Origin of the sequence: Mesorhizobium sp. ISC25, from assembly GCF_042295465.1 — a bacterium.
Taxonomy (GTDB): Bacteria; Pseudomonadota; Alphaproteobacteria; order Rhizobiales; family Rhizobiaceae; genus Mesorhizobium.
In genome coordinates this window covers 563,577-585,831 of the sequence record NZ_CP135441.1, presented here as the reverse complement: position 1 = coordinate 585,831, position 22,255 = coordinate 563,577, and the positions used below count along the sequence as shown (strand labels likewise).

18 protein-coding genes, 1 tRNA gene and 2 pseudogenes are annotated in these 22,255 nt (G+C 61.5%); 7 read left to right on the top strand and 14 right to left on the bottom strand.

What is annotated here, in order from left to right; translation table 11 throughout:
* Nucleotides 1–200: 200 nt before the first annotated feature.
* Nucleotides 201–2,315: a DUF3363 domain-containing protein gene (locus RQ479_RS02960; RefSeq protein ID WP_376704044.1), complete on the bottom strand. Its 2,115-nt coding sequence runs from the start codon at nucleotides 2,313–2,315 to the stop codon at nucleotides 201–203.
* Between the two features lie 389 nt (nucleotides 2,316–2,704).
* Here RQ479_RS02960 and RQ479_RS02955 point away from each other — a divergent pair.
* Nucleotides 2,705–3,355 (top strand): annotated as a pseudogene (locus RQ479_RS02955) (transposase); the annotation flags it as partial.
* 278 nt (nucleotides 3,356–3,633) lie between these two features.
* Here RQ479_RS02955 and RQ479_RS02950 read toward each other — a convergent pair.
* Nucleotides 3,634–4,176 (bottom strand): DUF736 family protein, encoded by a 543-nt coding sequence (locus tag RQ479_RS02950; protein ID WP_376705855.1) that lies wholly within the window; start codon nucleotides 4,174–4,176, stop codon nucleotides 3,634–3,636.
* Nucleotides 4,177–4,790: 614 nt separating this feature from the next.
* Between RQ479_RS02950 and RQ479_RS02945 the strand changes: the two genes are divergently transcribed.
* Nucleotides 4,791–5,324 carry a MucR family transcriptional regulator gene (locus RQ479_RS02945; RefSeq protein ID WP_376705854.1) on the top strand — a complete coding sequence of 178 codons (534 nt, stop codon included), beginning with the start codon at nucleotides 4,791–4,793 and terminating at the stop codon, nucleotides 5,322–5,324.
* An 89-nt stretch (nucleotides 5,325–5,413) separates the two neighbouring features.
* Here the strand turns inward: RQ479_RS02945 and RQ479_RS02940 are convergent, their stop codons facing one another.
* From RQ479_RS02940 to RQ479_RS02930, 3 genes are all read right to left on the bottom strand, one after another.
* Nucleotides 5,414–5,725 carry a DUF736 domain-containing protein gene (locus tag RQ479_RS02940; RefSeq protein ID WP_376704043.1) on the bottom strand — a complete coding sequence of 104 codons (312 nt, stop codon included), beginning with the start codon at nucleotides 5,723–5,725 and terminating at the stop codon, nucleotides 5,414–5,416.
* A gap of 634 nt (nucleotides 5,726–6,359) precedes the next feature.
* Nucleotides 6,360–6,824, bottom strand: coding sequence for a GNAT family N-acetyltransferase (locus tag RQ479_RS02935; protein WP_376704042.1), 465 nt, complete (start codon nucleotides 6,822–6,824; stop codon nucleotides 6,360–6,362).
* A 302-nt stretch (nucleotides 6,825–7,126) separates the two neighbouring features.
* Nucleotides 7,127–8,113 carry a methyltransferase gene (locus RQ479_RS02930; RefSeq protein ID WP_376704041.1) on the bottom strand — a complete coding sequence of 329 codons (987 nt, stop codon included), beginning with the start codon at nucleotides 8,111–8,113 and terminating at the stop codon, nucleotides 7,127–7,129.
* 849 nt (nucleotides 8,114–8,962) lie between these two features.
* Between RQ479_RS02930 and RQ479_RS02925 the strand changes: the two genes are divergently transcribed.
* From RQ479_RS02925 to RQ479_RS02910, 4 genes are all read left to right on the top strand, one after another.
* The gene (locus RQ479_RS02925; protein WP_352711716.1) at nucleotides 8,963–9,211 is read left to right on the top strand and encodes a DUF6894 family protein; all 249 of its coding nucleotides are present in this window, start codon (nucleotides 8,963–8,965) and stop codon (nucleotides 9,209–9,211) included.
* A gap of 421 nt (nucleotides 9,212–9,632) precedes the next feature.
* On the top strand, nucleotides 9,633–9,704 hold the full coding sequence (locus RQ479_RS02920) for a hypothetical protein (RefSeq protein WP_376705853.1): 72 nt from the start codon (nucleotides 9,633–9,635) through the stop codon (nucleotides 9,702–9,704).
* Nucleotides 9,705–9,865: 161 nt separating this feature from the next.
* A complete protein-coding gene (locus tag RQ479_RS02915) occupies nucleotides 9,866–10,114 on the top strand; it encodes a DUF982 domain-containing protein (protein ID WP_376705852.1) in 249 nt (82 codons plus the stop codon).
* A gap of 601 nt (nucleotides 10,115–10,715) precedes the next feature.
* Entirely contained in the window at nucleotides 10,716–11,273 is a 558-nt protein-coding gene (locus RQ479_RS02910; RefSeq protein ID WP_352450320.1) for a dihydrofolate reductase family protein, read from the top strand.
* 624 nt (nucleotides 11,274–11,897) lie between these two features.
* Here RQ479_RS02910 and RQ479_RS02905 read toward each other — a convergent pair.
* The 4 genes and pseudogenes from RQ479_RS02905 to RQ479_RS02890 form a co-directional block, all read right to left on the bottom strand.
* Entirely contained in the window at nucleotides 11,898–12,095 is a 198-nt protein-coding gene (locus RQ479_RS02905) for a hypothetical protein (RefSeq protein WP_376704040.1), read from the bottom strand.
* Nucleotides 12,096–12,751: 656 nt separating this feature from the next.
* Nucleotides 12,752–13,933, bottom strand: a pseudogene (locus RQ479_RS02900) (IS3 family transposase).
* A 786-nt stretch (nucleotides 13,934–14,719) separates the two neighbouring features.
* Complete coding sequence (locus RQ479_RS02895) at nucleotides 14,720–16,102, bottom strand: DUF6538 domain-containing protein (protein ID WP_376704039.1); 1,383 nt, start codon at nucleotides 16,100–16,102, stop codon at nucleotides 14,720–14,722.
* A 137-nt stretch (nucleotides 16,103–16,239) separates the two neighbouring features.
* Nucleotides 16,240–16,324, bottom strand: a tRNA-Leu gene (locus RQ479_RS02890).
* Between the two features lie 175 nt (nucleotides 16,325–16,499).
* Here RQ479_RS02890 and lipB point away from each other — a divergent pair.
* The gene (lipB, locus tag RQ479_RS02885) at nucleotides 16,500–17,243 is read left to right on the top strand and encodes a lipoyl(octanoyl) transferase LipB (RefSeq protein ID WP_352466854.1); all 744 of its coding nucleotides are present in this window, start codon (nucleotides 16,500–16,502) and stop codon (nucleotides 17,241–17,243) included.
* 390 nt (nucleotides 17,244–17,633) lie between these two features.
* Here the strand turns inward: lipB and RQ479_RS02880 are convergent, their stop codons facing one another.
* The 5 genes from RQ479_RS02880 to mce form a co-directional block, all read right to left on the bottom strand.
* Nucleotides 17,634–18,317, bottom strand: a complete 684-nt coding sequence (locus tag RQ479_RS02880; protein WP_254818120.1) for an ABC transporter ATP-binding protein — start codon at nucleotides 18,315–18,317, stop codon at nucleotides 17,634–17,636.
* On the bottom strand, nucleotides 18,314–19,600 hold the full coding sequence (locus tag RQ479_RS02875; RefSeq protein ID WP_376704038.1) for a lipoprotein-releasing ABC transporter permease subunit: 1,287 nt from the start codon (nucleotides 19,598–19,600) through the stop codon (nucleotides 18,314–18,316). The genes RQ479_RS02880 and RQ479_RS02875 overlap by 4 nt, the downstream gene beginning before the upstream one ends.
* Nucleotides 19,597–20,925, bottom strand: a complete 1,329-nt coding sequence (gene proS / locus RQ479_RS02870; RefSeq protein WP_352466856.1) for a proline--tRNA ligase — start codon at nucleotides 20,923–20,925, stop codon at nucleotides 19,597–19,599. Before proS ends, RQ479_RS02875 begins: the two co-directional genes overlap by 4 nt.
* A gap of 560 nt (nucleotides 20,926–21,485) precedes the next feature.
* The gene (locus RQ479_RS02865; RefSeq protein ID WP_292663027.1) at nucleotides 21,486–21,770 is read right to left on the bottom strand and encodes a DUF1467 family protein; all 285 of its coding nucleotides are present in this window, start codon (nucleotides 21,768–21,770) and stop codon (nucleotides 21,486–21,488) included.
* Complete coding sequence (gene mce, locus RQ479_RS02860; RefSeq protein ID WP_376704037.1) at nucleotides 21,767–22,171, bottom strand: methylmalonyl-CoA epimerase; 405 nt, start codon at nucleotides 22,169–22,171, stop codon at nucleotides 21,767–21,769. The genes RQ479_RS02865 and mce overlap by 4 nt, the downstream gene beginning before the upstream one ends.
* Between the last annotated feature and the right edge of the window lie 84 nt (nucleotides 22,172–22,255).

Here is a 22,255-nt window from a genome sequence, read left to right as displayed (position 1 = left end):
GGGAGTTACGATCTTTACTGCTGACCCCCGAGCAGCAGTGGATCCCAGGTACAAGGCAGAACAGAGCGCCCTGATTAAATGCAATCTGTTGTGGTCGGCAAAGCTATCAGTTCAGCCCGGCGATCCGTACTCGTTAGCCAGAAAGGCGCAGCAATATGCCGGCGATAGTTACGAGCCAAAACTGCCGCGCCGATGAGCGCTCACATCCCGATTCCACGTTTTCTGCCGAAGCTCCAGTCGATGCCGCCGCTGCTTTGCACGAACCCGCTGATGTGCTGGCCGATGCGCTTGTCGAGCATCGGCTGCCACGGCACCAGTTGAAACCCGAGCCCGTCGTCCAACATGGCGAAACGCCCGCTGGCAAGACCGACCGAGCCAAGCAGCGTGCCGCCGACATGATCACCGGGCTGCACGGGCGTGAAGATGAGGCCGCGCGCAGCGGCCATTTGCTTGCCGACCCGCGTGACCTCCTGGCGCTCCAGCGTGGCTACAAGGTCGCGCGCGAAGGTAATGGTCCCGCTCCCTGCATCGCGTTCGGCATTGCCCATCCTGACGAGCTGGGCAGCGCGTCTGTCGAGCGCGTTATCGACGTCGAGACCAAAGCCTGACCGGACCAGCGGCATGGGATTTTTTGCCGTAAGCTCCCGGTCGAGCCAGGTGGCGCCATCGCTGCCGACCTGCGCGTCAAGATCGAACGTCGAGAGCACACGCAGGGAGAAGTCCTTCTCGGCGTTGCGGCCATCATAGGCGATGCCGCGCTCGGACAGGTCTTTTGGAATGCGCCAGTGGTCTTCATCGATACGTTCGACGTGGCCGGCCCGGCGCAGCGCTTCGAGACGGCGGACATGGAAACGGACAAAGGCGTCCGGGTCCTTGCCCTGCCGCAAGAATGTCTCGCGGATCGCCTCCAGGTGTTGGCTCGGGCGATAGATGCCGTCCTCGCCCGCTACGCTGCTGATGTTGCGGTCGGCCGCACGTGGCTCCTGCTTCGGCAGCACCGGATCGAGCGCCACGATGTGGCCGCGCTGGATGTCTTCGAGCTTTGCCGCGTCGGCAGTCTCGACATAGTGGGTGCGCCCGTCGACGCCGTCGATGACCAGCGACAGCCGGTCGCTCATCTCGTCGCCGGCAAGACCCTTGGCGAGCACGCGGCCGACGACCGGCTCGGTGATGGTCTGGCGGTGCATGACATATTGCGCCGGACCCCGCTCGTGGGCGAGGCCGTGCTCGTCCAGCGCCCGGTGCATGGTCTTGATGATGTCGTTGCGCTCGCCAAGCGCCCGCAGCGTGCTTTCAGCCCGGTCGGAGATCAACCACCGGCCGGGCTCGATCTCGTTCGCCAGGCCGAAGTGCTGCAGCCTCTTTGCCCGATCGATCAGCAGGTAGCGGTTGCTGGAAATGGTGTAGCTGTCGCTGGCATTGGGACGGAGGTCGACCAGATCGTGCTCCTGCTGTTCGGCGATCAGCATGCGGTCGAGCCGGGTCAGCCGTTCGGCGTCCACCTCGTTGGCGAGCTTGCGGGCGACCTCGATCTCGCTTTGCAGCCCGAGTTCCCGTTCCACCAGCTCGCCTGCCCGGTGGCGGATGCCGTGGGCGATGTAGTCGCCGGCGATGTTCAGGATCTTGCCGTCATCGGTAACGCCGCGCACCAGGATGTGGGTGTGCGGATGACCGGTGTTGTGATGGTCGACAGCGATCCAGTCGAGGCGCGTGTTGAGGTCGGTTTCCATCTGACGCATGAGATCGCGGGTGAAGGAGCGCAGGTCTTCCATCTCGGCAGCATCTTCCGGCGCGACGATGAAGCGGAACTGGTGCCGGTCGCCACGGCCGCGCTCGACGAAGGCCTTGCCGTCAGCCTCGTCCTCGACGGCCGAGTACACCCTGCCCTTCTCGCCGTCCCTCGTGACGCCATCGCGCTGGAGATAGCGCAGATGCGCATCGACAGCCTTGCTCGTCGTCGCGAATTTTTGGGCGCGCCCGGTGATCCCCTTCCCTTGCTTCGGCAGCTTGACGACGCGCGCCTTCACCACGACGCGACGGGAACGAAAGCGAACGCCATTGGAGTCCTGCTTCCACCCGCCGCTGTCCCTTGGCAATCCTGCCCCCACCTTGCCGCCGCGGCCCCGCGCGTTGAAGCGGCCGCTCCCCTGCCCGTCGTTCCTGCTTGCGCCGAGGCGATTGGGATTGCCGCCCTGCTTGCGGATGGCAATCTCGACCTGGCGCAGAAAGGGCAGCGTGCGCGAATTGACCGGCGTGCTGCTGCGCCGGATCCGGCCAATGCGAACCTCGAATCTGTCGCTGTCACGATCTGCCATGACGACAGCATCGGGAGTCGGATTTGGTGCTTCAAGGTGGCCGGAGCGCCGGGCGTTCTACGGCGCGCAAAGACTTGCTGCGGCGTAGAACAACCGATCGCACATCGCTGCGGCACGACAGCTTTGCTTTTCCAATCAACAGCATAGCCATAGACCGTCAACCCCGCACCTCGCGTCATTCTGCGTTGCGTCGACATCCGCCCGGAAAAACAATGTGCAGACAGAGACTTACGAGCGAAGCGAGCGCGAGCGCCAGCTCGCTTTATCTTGCTGTCCTAATCCACCCTCGCTGTCCTAATCCACCCTCGGTAAGCGTCCGGTCCCTGCACCTATTCGGCTAGTGCAATTGAGCTTCATGTGGGGTTCCTTCGTCATATGGAGGATCTCCGATGGCGGCTCGCCGCTCCTGGGCCAAGGCCAACAGTCCTTACTGGTCGTCGCATGTTGCGAGCTGGTATCGCGGCAACCAGGATGCACTGGAATACTGTCGCCGACGCGATCTCTCGATCACCACATTCGAGCTGTGGATGCGCCATCTGGTGAGCGCGGATGATCTGCGCAAGCGTGCGGAAAGGCTGCAGAACTTGCACCGGAAGAAGGCAGCACGTTCGCGCAAGGAGGTGCCGCCGAAGCGGCCCAAAAGGCCTCCGCGCTATCGCTACGGCAGGCGTACGGACAGCGGCCCGATCGCTCTGCGGGCATTCTGGAGCATGCATGTCAAGGCGATGAACTGGAGCGGCATGGGGCACGCGGAGTATGCCGCTGCACTTGGTCTGTCGCCGCATGCGTTGCGGATCTGGCGCAATCGCCTGGAAGAATCCGGCGACGAAACCGAGTGGCGATCCCTGCTTCACCCGAGTGCCCGAGCCCAATCAAGCAGCGCTGCTAATTGCGCGCGACGCAAATACCGCTTGACGCCGGACGCGGTCGACGGGCGATCGAACCGGCGCCGCTTCAGCGACAACCAGAAGCGGGCGATCGTGCAGGAGACGGAGAAGCCCGGCGTCGCCGTGGCGCAGGTCTGTCGCCGCCATGGGATCGTCCCCAGCATGGTGTTCCGCTGGCGGGTCGAGTTCGGCCTGACCGCTCGCAAGGCGCCGCAACTGGCAACGGTGGTGCTTGCCGATGGCGCAGCAAAAGGGCTGCCCGCGCTCGGGGCCTTGCGCGATCTGGTGCAGCCGCCCGACGGCATGGTGGCGATTGAGCTGGCTGATGGACGGCGCGTGTTTGCACCCGGCGGACGCCAACCCGGCTGGGGTGAAGCAGCAGCTCGTCGGCAAGAAGAAGAGGTCATGACCGTCGCCATCCGAGCACCCGCTCAGCCGCGCTCATCGCGGTTCGACAGCCGGGTCCAGTGCGAGGTCCAGACACTTGTCTCGGCAACGGACTGGAACAGGTCGGCGCGGACAGGCTGTGGATGGTCGATCGAGATGGAGACATACCACCTGGCCTTGTCGCCGGCGCGATCCCACAACGCGCCGATCTCCTGCCTTCGCAGAAGACGCGACAGTCTGAGGCCTTTCTGCGTCGGCTTCTCGGTCAGCACAACAGCAAGCTTTCCGTCGAGCGTCAGAGTTGAGATGTCACCGAGATGCGGGTGTCGTCGCGAAAGGTGCAGATTTGCCCGCTGCTTTTGTGCTTTCGTGAGCCTTTGACGATGACTGTCCGCGCGTTCACGGCTCGCCGCGCAGCGATCGTTGGAAAAACCCGACGCCGGAGAGGTGTTGGTGACCCAGACGGCATTGCGCTGGACGATTGATGTGGGCGAGAGCGGGCCGAAATAGCGGCGGTCAGACTGTCCCAGTTCGTCAGAAAGAGAAGGATCTCGTAGCCGGCGACCACACCGCACCCTGGCAGGCATGCAGTGCTCGGCCGCGTGGTCTTGTTCGCGCCCATGTCCAAGGCTGGCACCCCGAGCGACGACAGCGATGCCGCGTCGGCAAACCGGTTGTCGGCTGTAGCTGGCAAGCGCTTCTGAGGCGGGACGCCAGAGCAATTCGCTGAGTCAGTAGGTTGGCCTGCCGTTCAAAAGCATGACGGTGGCCGTTTGAGTAACATCCATCCTGCCGCTGGCGCGACTAGATACAGCCCAACCTGACACGACCGATCCTTTCCAGATGAACCGCACTCGAACGTCCAATTCACACTGGCGCGCGAGGAGGATCGCACCGCAGAGCGTCGCGGCGACAAGTGTTGCACGCACGTTCATCGCTCAATCGTGCAGCGCAGGCGCGATACGTTCTGGCGCTGGTGTGTCCAGGTCTGGGTGCCTCCCGCGCACAAGGTGAGCGGAAGGCCTCGCTTTTCCGACGCGATCAGTAACTTTATCTGCCGGGCAGAATGATGGAAGCGAAGCTTCCCCCTTGATATTTGCAACCAATGAGGTTTGTTGGCGGAAATAACGAATTGTTTGCGAGATTGGCAATAAACAGCTCATCCGTTTCAACGCGCGCCATTAGACAAGAGGAAAACTCGATGACCGTTCCTGCAGACCGAAACTACAACGATGATCTCGTAGCAATTACCGCCGACATCGTTTCCGCCTACGTGTCGAACAATCCGCTGCCGGTCGGCGAGGTGTCGAAGCTGATTGGGGACACCTATGTTGCCTTGCAAGGGATCGGCACGCCTGTCGCTCCGGCCGCAGTCAAGCTGGAGCCGGCGGTATCGATCAAGAAATCAGTGTCACCTGATTTCATCATCTGCCTGGAAGATGGAAAGAAATTCAAATCCTTGAAGCGACATATCGGGACGCATTACAATCTGAGCCCTGACCAATACCGGCAGAAATGGAGCCTGCCCTCGGATTACCCGATGGTGGCGCCGAACTACGCAGCTACCCGCTCGGCTCTGGCAAAATCAATCGGCCTCGGACGCAAGGCGGTGGCGCCCACTCCTGCCGCGGCGGAAAAACCAAAACGGGCTGCCCGTGCGGCAGCAGCGACAGCAACCGCAACGGCAATCAAGTCGCCGACTAGGAAGGCGCGCAAGGCACCCGCAAAAACGTAGCGTTCCGCACCCGACTGATGTGCCAGGCAGCACCGGACCTGAACATGGCGAAGCCCCACCTTGCCGGCGGGGCTTCGTGTTGAGTCGGATCATTCTGCGGCGCGGCGAGACCAGATCAGCGAGAACTCGCCGTCGGTGTCGGTCTCAACCAGGCTTGCATAGATCGGAGCGGGAAAACTTGGATCGTCGAGCTTGACGGAGTGGTAGTCGCGGCCCTCGCGCGAGGTCTTCTTCCATGCCGCTCCGAATTCGGTGGCGCCAGAGAAGATACGGAAGTCCGGACCTTTCTTGTTGTCGCCTTCCGCTGGGGTCAAAGTCATCGTCTTGACGTTGAGGTTGAGGGTCTTGACCGAGCCGGAGAAGCCGTTCGCGGTGCGGGAGAAAGTGCCGATCGTAGCCATTGTGGTCGTTCCTTCTGTTATCTCGGGCCGCGCCTATCGCGGCCTCGATGGTGGTCGTGAGACCGTGGACGATGGGTCCGCACCCCAAAGTGGCTGAAACGAAGTGAAAGACGGCGGCGCGAGCCTTTCTTGGGCCGCGAGGAATGGACGCAAACCGGGCTCCCCGCCATGCCTGCGTGGTGGGGTGGTATGGCCAGGGGAAGAAAACGAGAGCGCCGTCGTTGCGCGAAGACGATCGAGACTGAGCGAAGCGAAGGCGGTCCTTGGTCAGACCCAATCCATCGAGGACGGCATAGGCTCAGGATGAACAGACAGGAGTGAACGCGGGGACGGCGATCAGTCACGCGCTTGCCCATCCGTGTTATGAGCGCGGCGATGACGCCTATGGTTGTGACGCCGCGCGAGGCTCCCGTAGCGAACGAAGAACTCAGGGTCAAACGCTCAAGTGAGTATTCCTACGGTGGAAGCCGGCTGAGCAAGTGATTTTCTGAGCAGTAGCGACTATGTCAGGAATGGGGCCGTGAGCCGACTGTCAGCTTCTAGGCTGAAGTCACCAGCAAATGGACGTTCCGCTGGCGACCTCATTGCGGACCTAAACAGAACAAGCAATCTCTATTGGCGGATGGTTCAAAGCCTAGCAGTCTGGCATCGCGTTGCTCGCCAACAGTGACGATCCGACCTCTCCGTCGAGCGCAAAACGCTGGCAGCGCTCGCCGTGGGACTCATCGATTAAGCTCTCGATATGTTTGAAGCCGAGCTTCGCCAATATTCGCAGCGACGCGAAATTGCGCGCCGCTGCCTCGGCCGTCACCTGTTCAAGCGCCAGAGTTTCAAAGGCGTAGCGGAGGACTTCGCGCGCCGCCTCGCTGCCCAGTCCGTGCCCCCAATGCGCACGCGCCAGCACAAATCCCAATGCGGCTGCCTTGGCGTCGGTTGCGCCGAAGGACAGGGTTATCGTCCCGATCGCGTCCGATACTCCTGCTTGGTCTACGGACCACTGGATCGCCTTGCCGTCAGCGAATCGCTGACGCGAACGGGCGAACCACCGTTCGCCTGCCCTTCTGTCGTCACGAATGGGATCGCCGGCAAGGGACGACATCCATCGCGCGCGCAAACCATGCTGGGATATCCCGTTCGCTCGGCGCCCGAAGCACGAGCCTTGGTGTCGTGAGCTTGGGAAATCGGACTGCTTCCATGGGGCATTTTCGACCTGAGGCGGCGCCAACGCAACGGCCCTGGCAGGCCGCTCCGCTAATCACCAATGACAGCCCCTTGGTAGTGTGCCGTCTTCAGGTCGCAGCCCAATCGCTGAGACCCATTTATCGACCAGCCGGGCATACTGCCGTGTGCTCATCGGCGCCTCGGAGAGCCTTGCGTCCGAAACCAACCATCCAACCACGATCAGCCCGTGAGGCGCGCACGAAACAAGGTGCAGCCGTCCGCCAGGCGCGACCTGGAGATATCCCGGAATCCAGCCTCGGTCATCCACGCTCGATACTGACCTTCAGTGTACGATTCGCCGTGGCGGTACAGGTTCAAGAAGGTGATATTGAGAAAGACACCCTCAGGCGGGCCGAGGCGGTCGTCATCGACGACACCCCACCCCGCAATTGCGATCTCGCCTCCCGGTGTGAGGCAACGCGCCGCGTTCAGGATCGAACTGCGCGCCTGGTCAGGCGGAAGGACCTGGACGACGGCCTTCAGGATCGCCAGATCGTGCCGACCGATCGATGGCGCGACAGTTATGTCCCCCTCTTCGACAACCACGTCAGCGGCACCGTATTCTGACAGGATATCTGGCGCGGCCGCTGCGACCGTTGGCAGTTCCATCAATGTCGCCGCAATCTGCGGCTGCCGCTCGCGAAGTCCGACGAGAATGGTCCCGGAGCCCCCGCCGATGTCGATCACCGAAGCGATCGCAGAGAGGTCTATCTCCCGGGCCAGATGTCGGCCGAAGATCACCCCGCCCGGTGCGAGCATGCGGCTGAAGGCCGCCGCCGCTGCGGGCCCTGCTTCAGAAAAGTCGTGCAGCGCAGCCGGCCGGTTCTGTCGCAGCGACTCTGCGGTCAGCAAGTCGGCTCCCCAGAGCTCGCGCAGGAGCGCATGATCGCCGCCGCCATAGGTCGGCTTGGACGCGTCGAGGAAGGCCGATGCTTCGGCTCCGTTGCGAAATTGACCATCCTTGACTTCGAGGAGACCGATGCTGGCGAGCGCGTAGAGGAGCCGCGACAGACGATCGGGCTCGACTTTGAGCGCGGCCCCCAGGCTGTCAGCAGTCACCGCGCTGCCACCGAGCCGGGTGAAGATGCCGAGGTCCAGCCCGGCTCGAAGCGCTAAGGCGGGGGGCACCGCTGCGATCAGCTTGTCGATCCGGGCAGAATCCACCATGTCGCCCCCCTTCCGCGATCCAGGACCGAATTTGAAGCAGCTCCCATAGATTAGAACCTCCGTTCTCCGGAAAGTGAAGACAAAATCATTATTTGGAGCGACCGACACGATGACGTAGCGGATACTCCTGGCAAAGCTGAACGTCAGCTTCTGAGAATGTCTATCGCCGCCTCGAACGGCCGACATAAGCGCAAAGCGGTTATGCGCGGCTTCATCTGCGATTGTTTGCTTCGAGCCAAAAGGGGGCGACCACCTATGGTTTGGAGTTCTGCCCAATTTGCGGCCAGACATTCGACAAGCGAAACCTTGTCGAAGTGCTGCATCATCACCTTCCCGAGCATGAGCCGTTCGCGACGGACAGGTGACGGAGGTCGAAGCCGACTCGGTTTTCCGCGAATTGGATAAAAAGTCCGGCCGCACATGCCAGGACGGCGGGATCCGATCAAGTGGCTTGCACCACGCTGGGGGATGCGGGATGGGCCTGCCCGGTGCACGCGGACCGTCAAGGACTTTAGGCGCATCAGCTGCAATGCGTCCACCAACCGACGGTTGGAAGGAAATTCGGCCACCGACGGATCGGTCATCCCGGATCGCTGTGGCCTGCAAACCCGTGACAGGGACGCATCCCGGGTGAAAGCCTTTGTTAAAGAAACTAAGGAACGGTGGACGAGGAAGGCGGCAAGGTGACCATCGACGTGAGGTCGCCGGTGACGATCGACCTCGACAAGGCCAGGCTGGTTGAAAATACAGGCCGCCGAAGCGCAAGAGCCCCTGCGGGCCATGCTGGATTAGCTCTTTGTATGTAAAAAAGAGACATTGAACATTTTCCGGCAATCCTGGTTAGGATTGATGCCGCGCTATTTCTTCGACTTGTCCAGCAATGGAGAGACCTTCCCAGACCCTGAAGGTTCAGAGCTTCCGAACCTGGAATCTGCGGAGGATGAGGCAGCAAAAACGCTGCTTGAAATCGCAAGAGAAAAGCTGCCCGATGGCACCTATCACGAGGCTGGCATTCAAGTCCGCGATGAAGCAGGGAACCAGCTAGCCCAGATCGTGGTCAAATTCGAACTGAACCGCATAGTCCGCATCAGACAATGAATCGATGGGACCCTGATCGTCTTCACCTTGGTCACTCGAGCCACTTGTCCGATCACCCGCTCAGAAATTTCTATCAAACATTCTGGTCTACCATTCCAGACGAAATCGTCGAGAGAACAAAGCAGAGGTCAGATGCGGCCTGCAGCTACCTTCGAAAGCTGCTTAGTCTATCATTAAAACGAACGCTGACGGATGAGCAAAAGTTGCTTAGGGGGCTTAAGGGGCGGCAAGGGCGGCAAGGAGTGACCCTTACGCCAAATCACTGGTTCTCCCCTCCGGTCCCTGTCGGGACTGAGTCTCCAAGTATGACGAACCACGTCAACAACGCCGATGCAGCGGCTAAGGAACTCCTGAAGTGGACCAAACGTGGCCCCAGTGGAATCTCGCGGTGCACGTCTGCGTCGCTGTGCTTGCCGACGAGATGGAGCCTGAGGAGGCCCGCAAGGCATTCCTGGCTGCCGCCAAGGAGCAGGGGATATTAGTCCCTCCATAAGGCGGGCCCGCCACTCGTGAGAAAGCCGGCGGACCCAACAGCGGCTGCATCCACGAAGAATTGACCGCTGCGATTTCTAAACTACCGAGGACCTGCGTTGTTCCATTATCGCGGACTACCACTGGGTGGTCGGCAGGCTCGTCCCCCCCTACATTCCCGTCATGCCAACCCATTGGTTCGCCCCTCCGGTGTTCGTAAGGACTGAAGCCGGTGATCGGCGTAGCCGCAACAATGCGAGGGCAGCCCTTGAGCAGCTCAAGACGTGGACCCGGCGAGGACCTCGCTGGCACAAGGCTGTGACCCTCTGCCTGTCGGCTGTGGAGGGCGATCCGATTGACCCTCACGTGATCCGAAAGGCATTTGAGGCTGCCGCTAAGGAGGCCAAAATGTACCTCTCCCCTGAGAATTAGGTACACGGTCAAGGGAGCGCGGGTGGATATAGTGGCAGCCGCCGAAGGGCTGCCCGTGCGGTTATGCCGGCTGGCATGAACGCGCTCTGGTGACTATCGTCCCACTGAAGGGAAACCATGCGCGCGGGCTCATTTGTGGCCTGTTTCCTCGGGACGCTCGCCGCAATGGGTCGCGCCTAGGCACGCGCGTCCTATGGCAGCTCGGCCGTGGCAATGCCTCCTTGCAAGCCTTCGGCTCGCCCATGGCGTGCGTGGCATAGATCAGGCAGCGAATAGCGTGGCGCGGCGACGACCAAAGTAATCGGCCCCAAGCGTCGCCACCAAATCGGCGACTTGCAGAACAATGAGTACTGTGATGGCGGTTTTCACGGTCTTTCCCCCCGGGCCGGCGCGGCCCAGATTCAGTGCATCAATCCCACGAAATGCCCGCCACCGCCACTGGCACCCCCTACGTATACGCGCGGAGCTATGATTATGGGACGGAAGGCGACCCGAGCAGCAGGACGTGAAGGAAACGAAGGGGGCACGGGGGGCGTAAGTTGAACATCAACCGCGAGCAATCGGCCTTCATGTTCTCCATTGTATGGCTTAGACTCGCCGCATGGGACTATTGACTTTCAGCATCAACGTCACCCTGGACGGCTGCGTCGACCACCAGGAGGGAATTGCCGACGACGAGACGCACGCCTTCTTCACCCGCCTTATGGATGAGGGCGGAGCAATGCTGTGGGGTCGCGTCACCTACGAGATGATGGAGAGCTACTGGCCGGCAGTCGCCCGCGGCGACGAGGAGGCGCCGCCGGCGATACGCGAGTGGGCGGTCAAGCTGGAGGCCAAGCCGAAGTACGTAGTGTCATCGACGCGAAAGGCCTTCCCGTGGACCAACAGCCACCACATCGGCGGCGAACTGCGCACGGGCGTGCAGAGGCTCAAGGACGCGACCCCGGCCGGCGTGCTCCTCGGTAGCGGCAAGCTCGCGACCGAGCTGGACCGGCTGGATCTAATCGACGAGTACAAGCTCCTCGTGCACCCGAGAATCGCGGGCCACGGCCCGACCCTCTACCAAAGCGGGCTGCCCAGCACGCGACGGCTCGAGCTGATCTCGGCCAAGCCGCTCCGCAGCGGCGCGGTCGCCATGCATTACCGGCGCGCGCGCTGACTCGGAGCAGGCTCAACGCGCCCAGCTCGGGGGCTTGCGCGTCGCAGGAGCGCCGCCGATTCACAGTCGGCTTTGGTCGCCTGGCGTCCTGGATGAGAACAGATGCACCCAAGCGCACGAAGCCCCTGCGGGACATGGTGGACTAGTATGGAAACGGGCCTTTGCTCTCGCAGCAAACATGAGGCACCGCTCCTGTGCCGCGACGGCAGCGCGTAGGCTTTGGCGCCGGCCACTTTCAGCCCCCTCGTTCAAAAGTTGGCTTCCAGCCGCGATTGCGCGCACGCTGCTGGCCTTCGTAGTCAGGAATGCATGTGAAGAACACCGGCCGGCGGTCACGGCCGGCAGCCCTGCAATCTGAGCAAACAAAAGCCCGACTAGGTCGTTACGCATTGAGCCGTGGTCACGGCCGAGCCTGTCACTCAGCGCCGGATATCGAGCCTCGTCGATTTGCAGCACATCGGCTGGCCGCAATTGACATAGACCGTCTCGCGGGCGGCCAGAGTGTCGGCAAGTGTTTTCTGAGGCATGCATGGCGATCTGTTGAAGGTGTCGCCGCACCGAATTTCACTGTCCGGTCTGTCGGCCGAATGCTAGTCGCTTCAGGGCATTTCCACCATGCCGCCTTCACGATGCAGCATCGAAAATGACGTCGAAAACGTTCCCGACCTCCTCTTCGATCTCATGTGCCTTGATGCCGCTCTCCTCAGCCGCTTTGAGAGCCTGGTCGGCAAGATCCCTAATGGCGAACGGATCGTTTGACCTTGCGTTAGGCAGATGCTCTGCCATCCATTTGTCGAAGAAGTTGATGCCGCGTGTGCTCATCCAGCCATAAGCTGGCGAATGGGATTAAGTTCCTTCTTCCCGAAAATCCTGCAGCGAGGCGTGCCAAAGGTCCTCCTCGCCCCTGAGACAGGTGTACGCCCTCGGCAAAGTTGCCGCGCAATCCGGGGCAGTCTTCGGTTATGTTTCCCTTTGACCCAACCCGGGTCGCGAGATCGACTGCCCGGAATTCAATGGAACTCCCCGCCCGCCTTGAGACAAACTTGCAAAACTGCGGCTCTTGCGGATGGATGATATGAGGTCGTCGACTCGGTCCACCGGCTCGGCCACCGGCTTTCTCGCATGCGATCGAGCCTCCAGCCGGTTGTCATAAATGCGCTTCAGCAAATCGCAGGCCACTTTGGCGCGCTGCCATGTCCGACCGACAAGTGAGCAGCCTCCTAAGCTTGCCGGGGCATTGTCGACCTCATCCCACACCATCCACGTGCCGGACGGCTCGGGGTGACAACGGAATCTAGATTGATCGTCTTCCATAGACGACTAACGAGAAAGCCACCTCTAGGTTCGATGTAAGGCGATAACGTGGTTAACGTGGCGCCGACCTTTTCTTCTACCCTTGGCTGCTTTCGGCTTTTCTTTGTTCCCGGTCCGCCGAGCGAACTCTTGGTCGGGGTTGCTTCTGACCTGCCACTGAATTTTCAGCCGCCTGCAGTTAGAGCCTCGGCGGGTTTTACGCCGTATGGCGCGGGTTGAGCAACGGGTGATCGGCGGAACTGGTCGGGTTGCGCAGCCGATCGTCCGTTGCGGTGAGATTGGCGGCATAGGCCGCAGGCGTGAGGTATCCGAGCGCCGAATGTGGGCGCGATCGGTTGTAGTCGTCTGCCCATTCGGCGATGGTTGTTCGGGCATGGTCGAGGCCGAGGAACAGGGTTTCGTTCAGCAACTCGTCGCGCATCCGCCCGTTGAAGCTTTCGCAGAAGCCGTTCTGCATCGGCTTGCCCGGCGCGATGAAGTGCCATTCCACCTGATGATCCTTCGACCAGGCGAGGATCGCGTTCGAGGTGAACTCGGTGCCGTGGTCAGAGACGATCATGCCCGGCTTGCCGCGCCGGGCGATCAGTTCCGTCAGTTCACGCGCCACCCGGCGGCCGGAGATCGAGGTGTCCGGGATCGCAGCCATTCGCGCGTTCACGTCGTCGACGATGTTGAGGACGCGGAAGCGCCGGCCGCAGCCGAACTGGTCATGGACGAAATCCAGCGACCAGCGCGCGTTCGGCTTCCCCTGGACCAGGATCGGGGCCCGCGTTCCTACCGCTCGGCGCCTGGAGCGTCGCTTGCGCACGGCCAGTCCTTCTTCGCGGTATAGCCGGTAGATGAGGTTGATACCCGATGCCTCGCCTTCGCGCCTGAGCAGAATGAACAGCCGCCGATAGCCGAAGCGCCGGCGCTCGTTGGCCAGATCGCGTAGCCGGCCGCGCAGTGCCGCCTCAGGTGGGCGACAAGAACGATACCGGATCATCTTGCGATCAGCGCCCACAAAGGAACAGGCCCGCCGCTCCGACAGGCCCATCGAGGCCTGCAGATGCGCGATGGCTTCACGCTTGGCGGCGGGCCCTACCATTTTTTGAAAGAAGCTCGCGCAGTGCCGACGCTTCCAGCATCTGGTCGGCGAGCAGCTTCTTCAGCTTCGCGTTCTCGTCTTCCAAGGCTTTCAGCCGTTTGGCATCGGAGACGTCCATCCCGCCATACTTCGCCTTCCAGTTATACAGCGTCGCCTCGGAGATCCCATGCTTGCGCGCCAGGTCGCCCGCCTTCGCCCCCGCTTCGTGCTCACGCAGAACCGCGATGATCTGCTCTTCCGTAAACCGCTTTCTCTTCATCGGTCCGTCCTTCAATCGAGGCCGGACTCTAATCTCAGATGGAGGAAAAACTCAGTGGCAGGTCATGCCCCATCAACCATCGTCATGACTCCCAATTTCGAGTTCGTGGGACTCGATTTCGATTTGTTGTCAGGCCGCTTGCCACAGTAGCAAAAGAACGCCTCGTCAATAAAAAAGGCGTACAAAGCGCAGTCGATGAAATGTCCATTGGTCTAAGGAGGATTCATTTCGTCGACGTAGCCAGTTCGTGACCTCGAGACCGGTTAACCGGGTGCCGAAGGAGCGTCAGCATAGCGGCGCCACAGGCGAGACGCGGGACCGCCACCCCCGGCGAGAGGTGCCGTACCGCGACTGATCTGCAGTCGCGTGCCATAGATGGTGGGTTGCGGATTCCGATCTCCGGCGGATGAAGGCCTAACGCCGATCGATTTCAGAGCTGCCGCCGCAGGCCCGTTTTCCGATTTCTACGCCGAAGCGCGCCGCCGCACTATGCCAGAGCCAAACCGCTTTTCTCACCTGCTCCTGCTGCCATTATCTCCTCTGTGTCATCACCGAGCCGAAAACGGAGATGGGAACCGCGGACAAATTGTGCTCTGCCACGGGTCAGCACGGTTCCTGAGTCTGTGACGTTAGAGCGAATTGACCGCGCTCTGGATACACTGGCGCTTGCTATTCACAAGGCTGGCAAAAAAGGACAAGCGTATCTCCCAATTTACGAGCGTCTTGAACGGGAAAAGAAGAAACTGATTGCAGAGACGGGCGCAATGCTGCGCGTCCAGGAACGGCTCAAACGATCTCGGGATCGAAAGGCAAAGCAATTTTCTTGAGCTCGTCGCGTCGCCATTGCAGTGATCCGCCCGAACCATACTCTACCCGCTCGATCGTATGGCCCATCAAGATTTTGCGAAGCTCACTGTCGAGGCCTGCCTCTTTCATACGATCCTCGAAACTGTGCCGGAGCGAGTAAATCTTGTGCTTCGGAGTCGGGAACAGTTTGTGGGTTTTGAAATACTTATTCAGGTTTGCTGAAAGTGCCTCTTCACGATTGCGGTAGCGCGGAAATCCCTGTGGACTTTTCTTAAAAACTTCCAAGGCGACGCCTACCAGCGGCACATCTCGCACGGACCATTCGGTCTTGATTTCGCGCGGATCATCGGCGTCCTCCCTTGGGGTTATGCGAATGTAGGGAACCGGTGTGTCCAGAAAGATCACGGTTTCGTCGAGATTGCATATCTCGCTTGGCCGTGCGCCTGTCTCGATCAGCGCCAGAACGCATCGGCGCGCTTGAGCATCCAGGGATGCTAATGCGCCTGGCCTCATGATCTGATCGGATATCCATTTGGATTCGAATGACGGCCGTTTACGACGGCGCTTGCCACGCTCCGAAAAGCGCAGGTCATCGAACGGGGTGCCTTTTTGTTCCTCGCCCAGATGAGCGAAATAGCGCCTGTAGAGGTCGCGCATGTTGCCGAGATCTCGATTGCCGGCCGACGGGGAATGTGTTGCGGGTCCGACGTCGGGCGACGGCGCAACACGCTTGAGCCAAAATCGGTAGAAGGCCAGTCCATCCTCGCGCGTGATTTCACCGATGGGCTTGTCGCCAACCAGGCCGACAAAATTGTTGACGGCCCTCTGCTTTACTTTCCTCCACATTCGGCGCTGAGACTGGCTCTTGCCTGCAACTTCATGTGCCATGATCTCATCGGCATAGAGATCGAAAGCGTCTGAGATTTTGACCGGCGGCACTGGCACACCGCCGAGAAGAGCGTCGGCCACGGCGGGGGTTGCCTGGACGCGCTCCAGCGCCTCGACACGCTTCAAGATCGCATCGACATTGTGAAAGCCTGCCACTTGTCCGTTTGAAAGATAGGAAACGCCCATGGCTTCAGCCCGGCGAACGGCGTCGCGATACTGATCAAGTGCTGATCTTGTCTCGCCGCCGCAAAGAAGCACGGCCCACAGGGTCTTATCCGCGTCTTCAAGCCTGTCGCGCATTGCACGTGCCAGGCGACGCTCGTCCGTTCCCAAAGACTTGCGAATGAAGGTGCCTCGATCGTCGATGCCGGCCAGCTTGGCAGGCACTCGCCGATGGTAATAGAAAATCCCGTCGCGCTGGATGAGGTAGCGATCCGGGTCCCTGGCGGGCTCTGGGACGGCCTCTTTTCGCATGGGCCAATCTCGCGATGTATCTCATTTCGTATCGCAGACTGTATCGCACTACGGCAAGAATTCCAAGATCCCCCGTGAGAGGGGGATCTGTCGATATGACATTTCAATGAGTTAGGAGAGTCAGTTCACTAATTTAATGGTGCGGTCGAGAAGACTCGAACTTCCACGGGTTGCCCCACAGCGACCTCAACGCTGCGCGTCTACCAATTCCGCCACGACCGCACGTGGTAGGAGCCGGAACCAACCGGCCCGCGGCGTGTAGCAAATCGTTTCCGGTGAAACAAGTGCGCGGCCAGCAATAATCGGCCGAACATCGGCATCACTCTTCAAGGGCCGAACGTGCCGGAACTGGACGTTTGTACCAATTGCCGCCATATGGGTGGCGAGACGAGATATCATGACAGAACGCAGCCAGATCGCCACGTCGTTCCTGCCCTTGCCCGGCTCGGCGCCGGTCGAATGGCGCATCGAGCCCGGGCTCACCGGCTATCCCGATGCGCTCGCCGTGATGGAGGCGCGCGCCGAGGCAATCCGCAGTGGTGCTGCCGGCGAGATGGTCTGGCTGGTCGAGCACCCGCCGCTCTACACCGCCGGCACCAGCGCCCGCATCGAGGACCTGATCGAGCCGGACCGTTTCCCGGTCTTTGCCGCCGGGCGCGGCGGCGAATACACCTATCATGGGCCGGGCCAGCGCGTCGCCTATGTGATGCTCGACCTGAAGCGGCGGCGCGAGGATGTCCGCGCCTTCGTCGCGGCACTCGAACAATGGATCATCGTCACGCTGGCCGCCTTCAACGTACGCGGCGAACGCCGCGAGGACCGCGTCGGCGTGTGGGTGGTGCGGCCGGATCGCCCCACTTTGCCCGACGGCTCGGCGGCCGAGGACAAGATCGCCGCCATCGGTATCAGGCTGAGGCGCTGGGTGAGCTTTCACGGCATCGCCATCAATGTCGAGCCGGACCTCAGCCATTTCAGCGGCATCGTGCCGTGCGGCGTCCAGGATCACGGCGTCACCAGCCTTGTCGACCTCGGCCTTCCCGTGACCATGGCCGACCTCGACCTGGCGCTGAAATCCGCTTTCGAGGACGTGTTCGGGCCCGCCGCGGTGTCGCCCGTCGAAGCCGCCCGCAGGGCCGGCTGAAACTACCAGCCCAATGCCTGCAGCAATATGCGAAGGCGGCCCTCGCTCATCAGCATCGAGCCCATCCTTGAGCCCAATCCTCACATCGCGCCGATCCAGATCGCCATGGAAATGAGGAACGTGCTCATGCACACCAGCGAGACGACATCCTGAACAAGATCGGTCATAACTCTCTCCTGTTGTTAGTATGTTCTTATTTTGTTCTAATTTTGTTCGAATGTCAACGACCGCGGTCCGGGCATCACCGAAATCGCCCGCGGTCATTTTCGGCAGGGTTAAGAAAGGGTTGAGAGGGAGATTGCCGATCCGTTCGGGCCGAGAGCGCGCACGAAAAATAGCGGAACGGCTTCTGCCAGTTCGCGGGCCGTCACTACCTGACTACCGACGCACCTAAAGCGGCACGACCTTGCCGTCGGCCAGCGTCACGCGGCGGTCCATGCGCGAGGCGAGCTCATGATTGTGGGTGGCGATCAGCGCCGCCAGGCCCGATTGCCGGACCAGCGCTGCCAGCGCCTCGAACACATAGGAAGCGGTCACCGGGTCGAGATTGCCGGTCGGCTCGTCGGCCAAAAGCACCAGCGGCGCATTGGCGACGGCACGCGCAATGGCGACGCGCTGCTGCTCGCCGCCGGAGAGCTCGGACGGGCGATGCTGCGCCCGCTTGCCGATCTGCATATAGTCGAGCAATTGCGCCGCCCGCTCGGCCGCCTCCTTGCGCGGCAGCCCTTTTATCAGCTGCGGCATCATGATGTTTTCCAACGCCGAGAATTCCGGCAGCAAATGATGGAACTGATAGACGAAGCCGACGTCGTTGCGGCGGATCGCCGTGCGCTCGTCGTCGGAAAGCCGGCCGCAGGCGCGCCCCGCCAGGATCACGTCGCCGGCGTCCGGCCGCTCCAGCAGCCCGGCCGTATGGAGCAGCGTCGACTTGCCGGTGCCCGACGGCGCCACCAACGCCACCATCTCACCACGCTTCAGCGAAAAATCGGCGCCATTCAGGATGGTCAGCTTGCGCGGCCCCTGCACATAGTGCCGCTCGACGCTCTTCAGCTCGATAATGGCCTCGGCCATCATTCGTACCTCAGCGCTTCGACCGGATCGAGCCTGGCCGCGCGCCACGCCGGAAACAGGGTCGCCAGGAACGATAGCGCCAGCGCCATGAGAACGACCGAGATCGTCTCGCTGACATCCATCCGGGCCGGCAGCTGGCTGAGGAAATAAAGCTCGGGATTGAACAGCCGCTCGTCGGCCAGCCAGGAGAAGAACTGGCGGATGCGCTCGACGTTGAGGCAGATCACGACGCCGAGCAGCACGCCGGCGATGGTGCCGACAACGCCGATCGCAGCCCCCGTCATCAGGAAGATGCGGAGGATCGCGCTGCGCGTCGCTCCCATGGTGCGCAGGATGGCGATGTCGTGGCCCTTGTCCTTGACCAGCATGATCAGCCCCGAAATGATATTGAGGGCCGCCACCAGCACGATCAGCGTCAGGATCATGAACATGACGTTGCGCTCGACCTGCAGCGCGTCGAAGAACGTCTTGTTGCGTTGCCGCCAATCGACAAGGCTTATCGGCCGCTGCGCCGCCTCTTCGACCTTCGGCTTCAGCGCGTCGATATTGTCGGGATTGTCGGCGTAGATCTCGATCGTCTGCGCCCTGCCGTCCATGTTGAAATAAAGCTGCGCTTCCGAAAACGGCATGTAGACGATGGAGCTGTCATATTCCGACATGCCGACTTCGAAGATCGCGGTGACCGGATAGCCTTTCATGCGCGGCGTCGTGCCGAGCGGCGTGACGTCGCCCTCGGGCGAGATCAGCGTGATGGTATCGCCGAGCACAAGGCCGAGATTCTCGGCCATGCGACTGCCGATGGCGACGCCCTCGCCGGTGTCGAAGCCGACGATCGAGCCCTCCTTGATGTTGTTGGCGACGATTGTGATCTTGCCGAGATCCTCGCCACGCATGCCGCGCACCAGCGCGCCGGTGCCGCCGCCGACATTGCCTTGCGCCAGCACCTGTCCGTCGATCAGCGGAATGGCGTATTTGACGCCGGGCACGCCGTTGATGCGGCCGGCGAGCTGAGCATAGTCCTCCAGCGGCATGTCGAGCGGCTGCACGATCAGGTGCCCGTTGACGCCGAGGATGCGCGTCAGCAGTTCGGCGCGAAAGCCGTTCATGACGGCCATCACGACGATCAGCGTGGCGACGCCCAGCATGATGCCGAGGAAGGAGATCGAGGCGATGACCGAGATTACCGTCTCCTTGCGGCGCGAGCGGAGATAGCGCCACGCCACCATGCGCTCGAAGCTGGAAAAGGGTCCTGCCCCCGAAGGTTTGGCTGCTGCCGCTTCGTTCATGCGGCGGCACCGAAACGCTTTTTCACGTCGCCGATCGGCAGCGTCTCGCGCTCGCCGGTCCTGCGGTTCTTGATCTCGACCTCACCGGCGGCGACGCCGCGCGGCCCGACGATTACCTGCCACGGGAGCCCGATCAGGTCGGCGGTAGCGAACTTGCCCCCCGGCCGCTGGTCGGTGTCATCGTAGAGCACCTCCTTGCCGGCGGCGGCAAAGGCGGCATGCAGTTCGCCGCAGACGCGGTCGCATTCGGCATCGCCAGCCTTCATGTTGATCAGGCCGATGTCGAACGGCGCCACCGCTTCCGGCCAGATGATGCCGTTATCGTCATGGCTGGCCTCGATGATCGCCGCCACCAGCCGCGACGGGCCGATGCCGTAGGAACCGCCAGAGACGAAATGATCCTTGCCGTCCGGCCCGGTCACCTTGGCCCCCATCGGCTTGGAATATTTGTCGCCGAAATGGAAGATATGGCCGACCTCGATGCCGCGCGCCGAGACCTTGTCGCCTTCGGAGAGCTTTTCCCATGCCTCTTCGTCATGCATTTCGTCGGTGGCGGCATAGGGCGTCGTCCATGTCTTGACGATCTCGGCGATCTCGGCGTCATTCGAAAAGTCGGTATTCGCCCCCGGTACATCAAGCGAGAGATAGTCGCGATGGCAAAACACCTGGCTCTCGCCGGTGTCGGCCAGGATGATGAACTCATGGCTGAGGTCGCCGCCGATCGGCCCGGTGTCGGCGCGCATCGGGATCGCCTGCAGCCCCATGCGCGTAAACGTCCTGAGATAGGACACGAACATGCGGTTATAAGCGGCCTTGGCGCCTTCATAATCGAGGTCGAAGGAATAGGCGTCCTTCATCAGGAATTCGCGCGAACGCATGACGCCGAAGCGCGGGCGCACCTCGTCGCGAAACTTCCACTGGATATGGTAGAGGTTGAGCGGCAGGTCCTTGTAGGACTTGACGTAGGAGCGGAAGATCTCGGTGACCATCTCCTCGTTGGTCGGGCCGTAGAGCATGTCGCGATCTTGCCGGTCCTTGATGCGCAGCATCTCCTTGCCGTAGTCTTCGTAGCGGCCGCTTTCGCGCCAGAGCTCGGCCGATTGGATGGTCGGCATCAGGATTTCGAGCGCGCCGGCGCGATTCTGCTCCTCGCGAATGATCCGGCAGACCTTGTCCAGTACCCGCTTGCCGAGCGGCAGCCAGGAGAAGCTGCCTTGCCCCTGCTGGCGGATCATGCCGGCGCGCAACATCAGCCGATGCGAGACGATCTCGGCCTCGCGCGGATTTTCTTTGAGGATGGGCAGGAAATAGCGCGACAAACGCATGAACTGGTCCGTGAGAGAGGATGGCGGCGCCGGAATCGGCGCAGCGCAGGCTTGCTTGCCTCGGCTTCATAGCCATTTCATGGCGGAATGGAAACCCGGCCCAGGCGCTGCACAGGCGCCGCAATTGCCGCACACGGCTTGCTGGGCGTTTCGCAAGCAACGCCTGCCGTACTATTGTGCACTGCAGCACGAGATTGCCTGTTTCCGGGCAAAATTCTTCGTGACATTTTCACCTGGCTTAGGCTAGTGTGCCCCCATAACCGAGAGGGTAGAGAAAAATCTGCTCTCCTACGCGGTCAAAGTCTTGGGAGGATGCGATCTAGGCGCGGTAACTCGCTGCCGCCGGACACCGGAAACAGATCGGACGCGTTTAAATTGCAAGGCCTCGCGCCTTGCATTTTTTTTGTGCAATCATTTGGTTAGCACGACAGATTACCAAACTACATGACGTTGCGTCAGGCCAAACTCGCCCCGCCCTTTACTTTGGGTTGACCTTGCTGGCTCAGCTTGATTTCAGGGCGTCGGCTAGGCTGGGATAGCCGGACACGGTAGGTAGCCGGCTAATGCGCCGGGCTCTGGTTGAAATCCGGCACGATGTGCGGGATGTCGTCGATACCGAGGCCAAGCCCTCTCGTGATGCCGTAGAAGATACCCATGAGGACCAGCGTGGCGATCGTCGTGCGCAGCGCCGCCCGCAGCATGTGCGGTCCGCGCGGCGCGCTCGGAACCGTGCCAAGCGTCACGTCCTGGTCCTCGTCCTGCGTCCGCATGCTGAACGGCAGGACGGCGAACAACACCACCCACCATGTGGCGAAGAACAGGGCGACAAACGAAACCCAGCTCATGCTTGCTCCAGTTCGATCAGCGTGCCGAAGAAATCCTTTGGGTGCAGAAACAATACCGGCTTGCCATGTGCGCCGGTCCTCGGATTGCCGTCGCCCAGCACGCGCGCGCCGCTGGCCTTGAGACGGTCGCGCGCCGCAACAATGTCGTCCACCTCATAGCAGACATGGTGCATGCCGCCGGACGGATTCTTCTCGAGGAATCCCGCGATCGGCGAGCCTTCGCCGAGCGGCTCCAGCAACTCTATCCTGGTGTTGCCGACATCGACGAACACCACCGTAACGCCATGCTCCGGCAGCGCTTGCGGCGCGGTCACGCGGGCGCCAAGCGTATCGCGATAGACCGCCGCAGCCGCAGCCAGATCCGGCACGGCAAGCGCGACATGGTTGAGGCGTCCGAGCATAGGTACTCCCGGGTTAGGGGAGTAGGGGAATAAGGCAGTAGGGGAGTAGGGAAAAACTGGATCTAGAAGTGCATCTGTTTGCGC

Bases quoted from the DNA above. Each gene is read 5' to 3' on its own strand.
- RQ479_RS02945 (WP_376705854.1), top strand. From the start codon at position 4,791: ATGACCGTTCCTGCAGACCGAAACTACAACGATGATCTCGTAGCAATT.
- mce (WP_376704037.1), bottom strand. From the start codon at position 22,171: ATGCTCGGACGCCTCAACCATGTCGCGCTTGCCGTGCCGGATCTGGCT.
- RQ479_RS02865 (WP_292663027.1), bottom strand. From the start codon at position 21,770: ATGAGCTGGGTTTCGTTTGTCGCCCTGTTCTTCGCCACATGGTGGGTG.
- RQ479_RS02895 (WP_376704039.1), bottom strand. From the start codon at position 16,102: ATGCGAAAAGAGGCCGTCCCAGAGCCCGCCAGGGACCCGGATCGCTAC.
- RQ479_RS02960 (WP_376704044.1), bottom strand. From the start codon at position 2,315: ATGGCAGATCGTGACAGCGACAGATTCGAGGTTCGCATTGGCCGGATC.
- RQ479_RS02905 (WP_376704040.1), bottom strand. From the start codon at position 12,095: ATGAGCACACGCGGCATCAACTTCTTCGACAAATGGATGGCAGAGCAT.
- lipB (WP_352466854.1), top strand. From the start codon at position 16,500: ATGACAGAACGCAGCCAGATCGCCACGTCGTTCCTGCCCTTGCCCGGC.
- RQ479_RS02940 (WP_376704043.1), bottom strand. From the start codon at position 5,725: ATGGCTACGATCGGCACTTTCTCCCGCACCGCGAACGGCTTCTCCGGC.
- RQ479_RS02875 (WP_376704038.1), bottom strand. From the start codon at position 19,600: ATGAACGAAGCGGCAGCAGCCAAACCTTCGGGGGCAGGACCCTTTTCC.
- proS (WP_352466856.1), bottom strand. From the start codon at position 20,925: ATGCGTTTGTCGCGCTATTTCCTGCCCATCCTCAAAGAAAATCCGCGC.
- RQ479_RS02880 (WP_254818120.1), bottom strand. From the start codon at position 18,317: ATGATGGCCGAGGCCATTATCGAGCTGAAGAGCGTCGAGCGGCACTAT.
- RQ479_RS02915 (WP_376705852.1), top strand. From the start codon at position 9,866: ATGCCAACCCATTGGTTCGCCCCTCCGGTGTTCGTAAGGACTGAAGCC.
- RQ479_RS02910 (WP_352450320.1), top strand. From the start codon at position 10,716: ATGGGACTATTGACTTTCAGCATCAACGTCACCCTGGACGGCTGCGTC.
- RQ479_RS02950 (WP_376705855.1), bottom strand. From the start codon at position 4,176: ATGCCTGCCAGGGTGCGGTGTGGTCGCCGGCTACGAGATCCTTCTCTT.
- RQ479_RS02925 (WP_352711716.1), top strand. From the start codon at position 8,963: ATGCCGCGCTATTTCTTCGACTTGTCCAGCAATGGAGAGACCTTCCCA.
- RQ479_RS02935 (WP_376704042.1), bottom strand. From the start codon at position 6,824: ATGTCGTCCCTTGCCGGCGATCCCATTCGTGACGACAGAAGGGCAGGC.
- RQ479_RS02930 (WP_376704041.1), bottom strand. From the start codon at position 8,113: ATGGTGGATTCTGCCCGGATCGACAAGCTGATCGCAGCGGTGCCCCCC.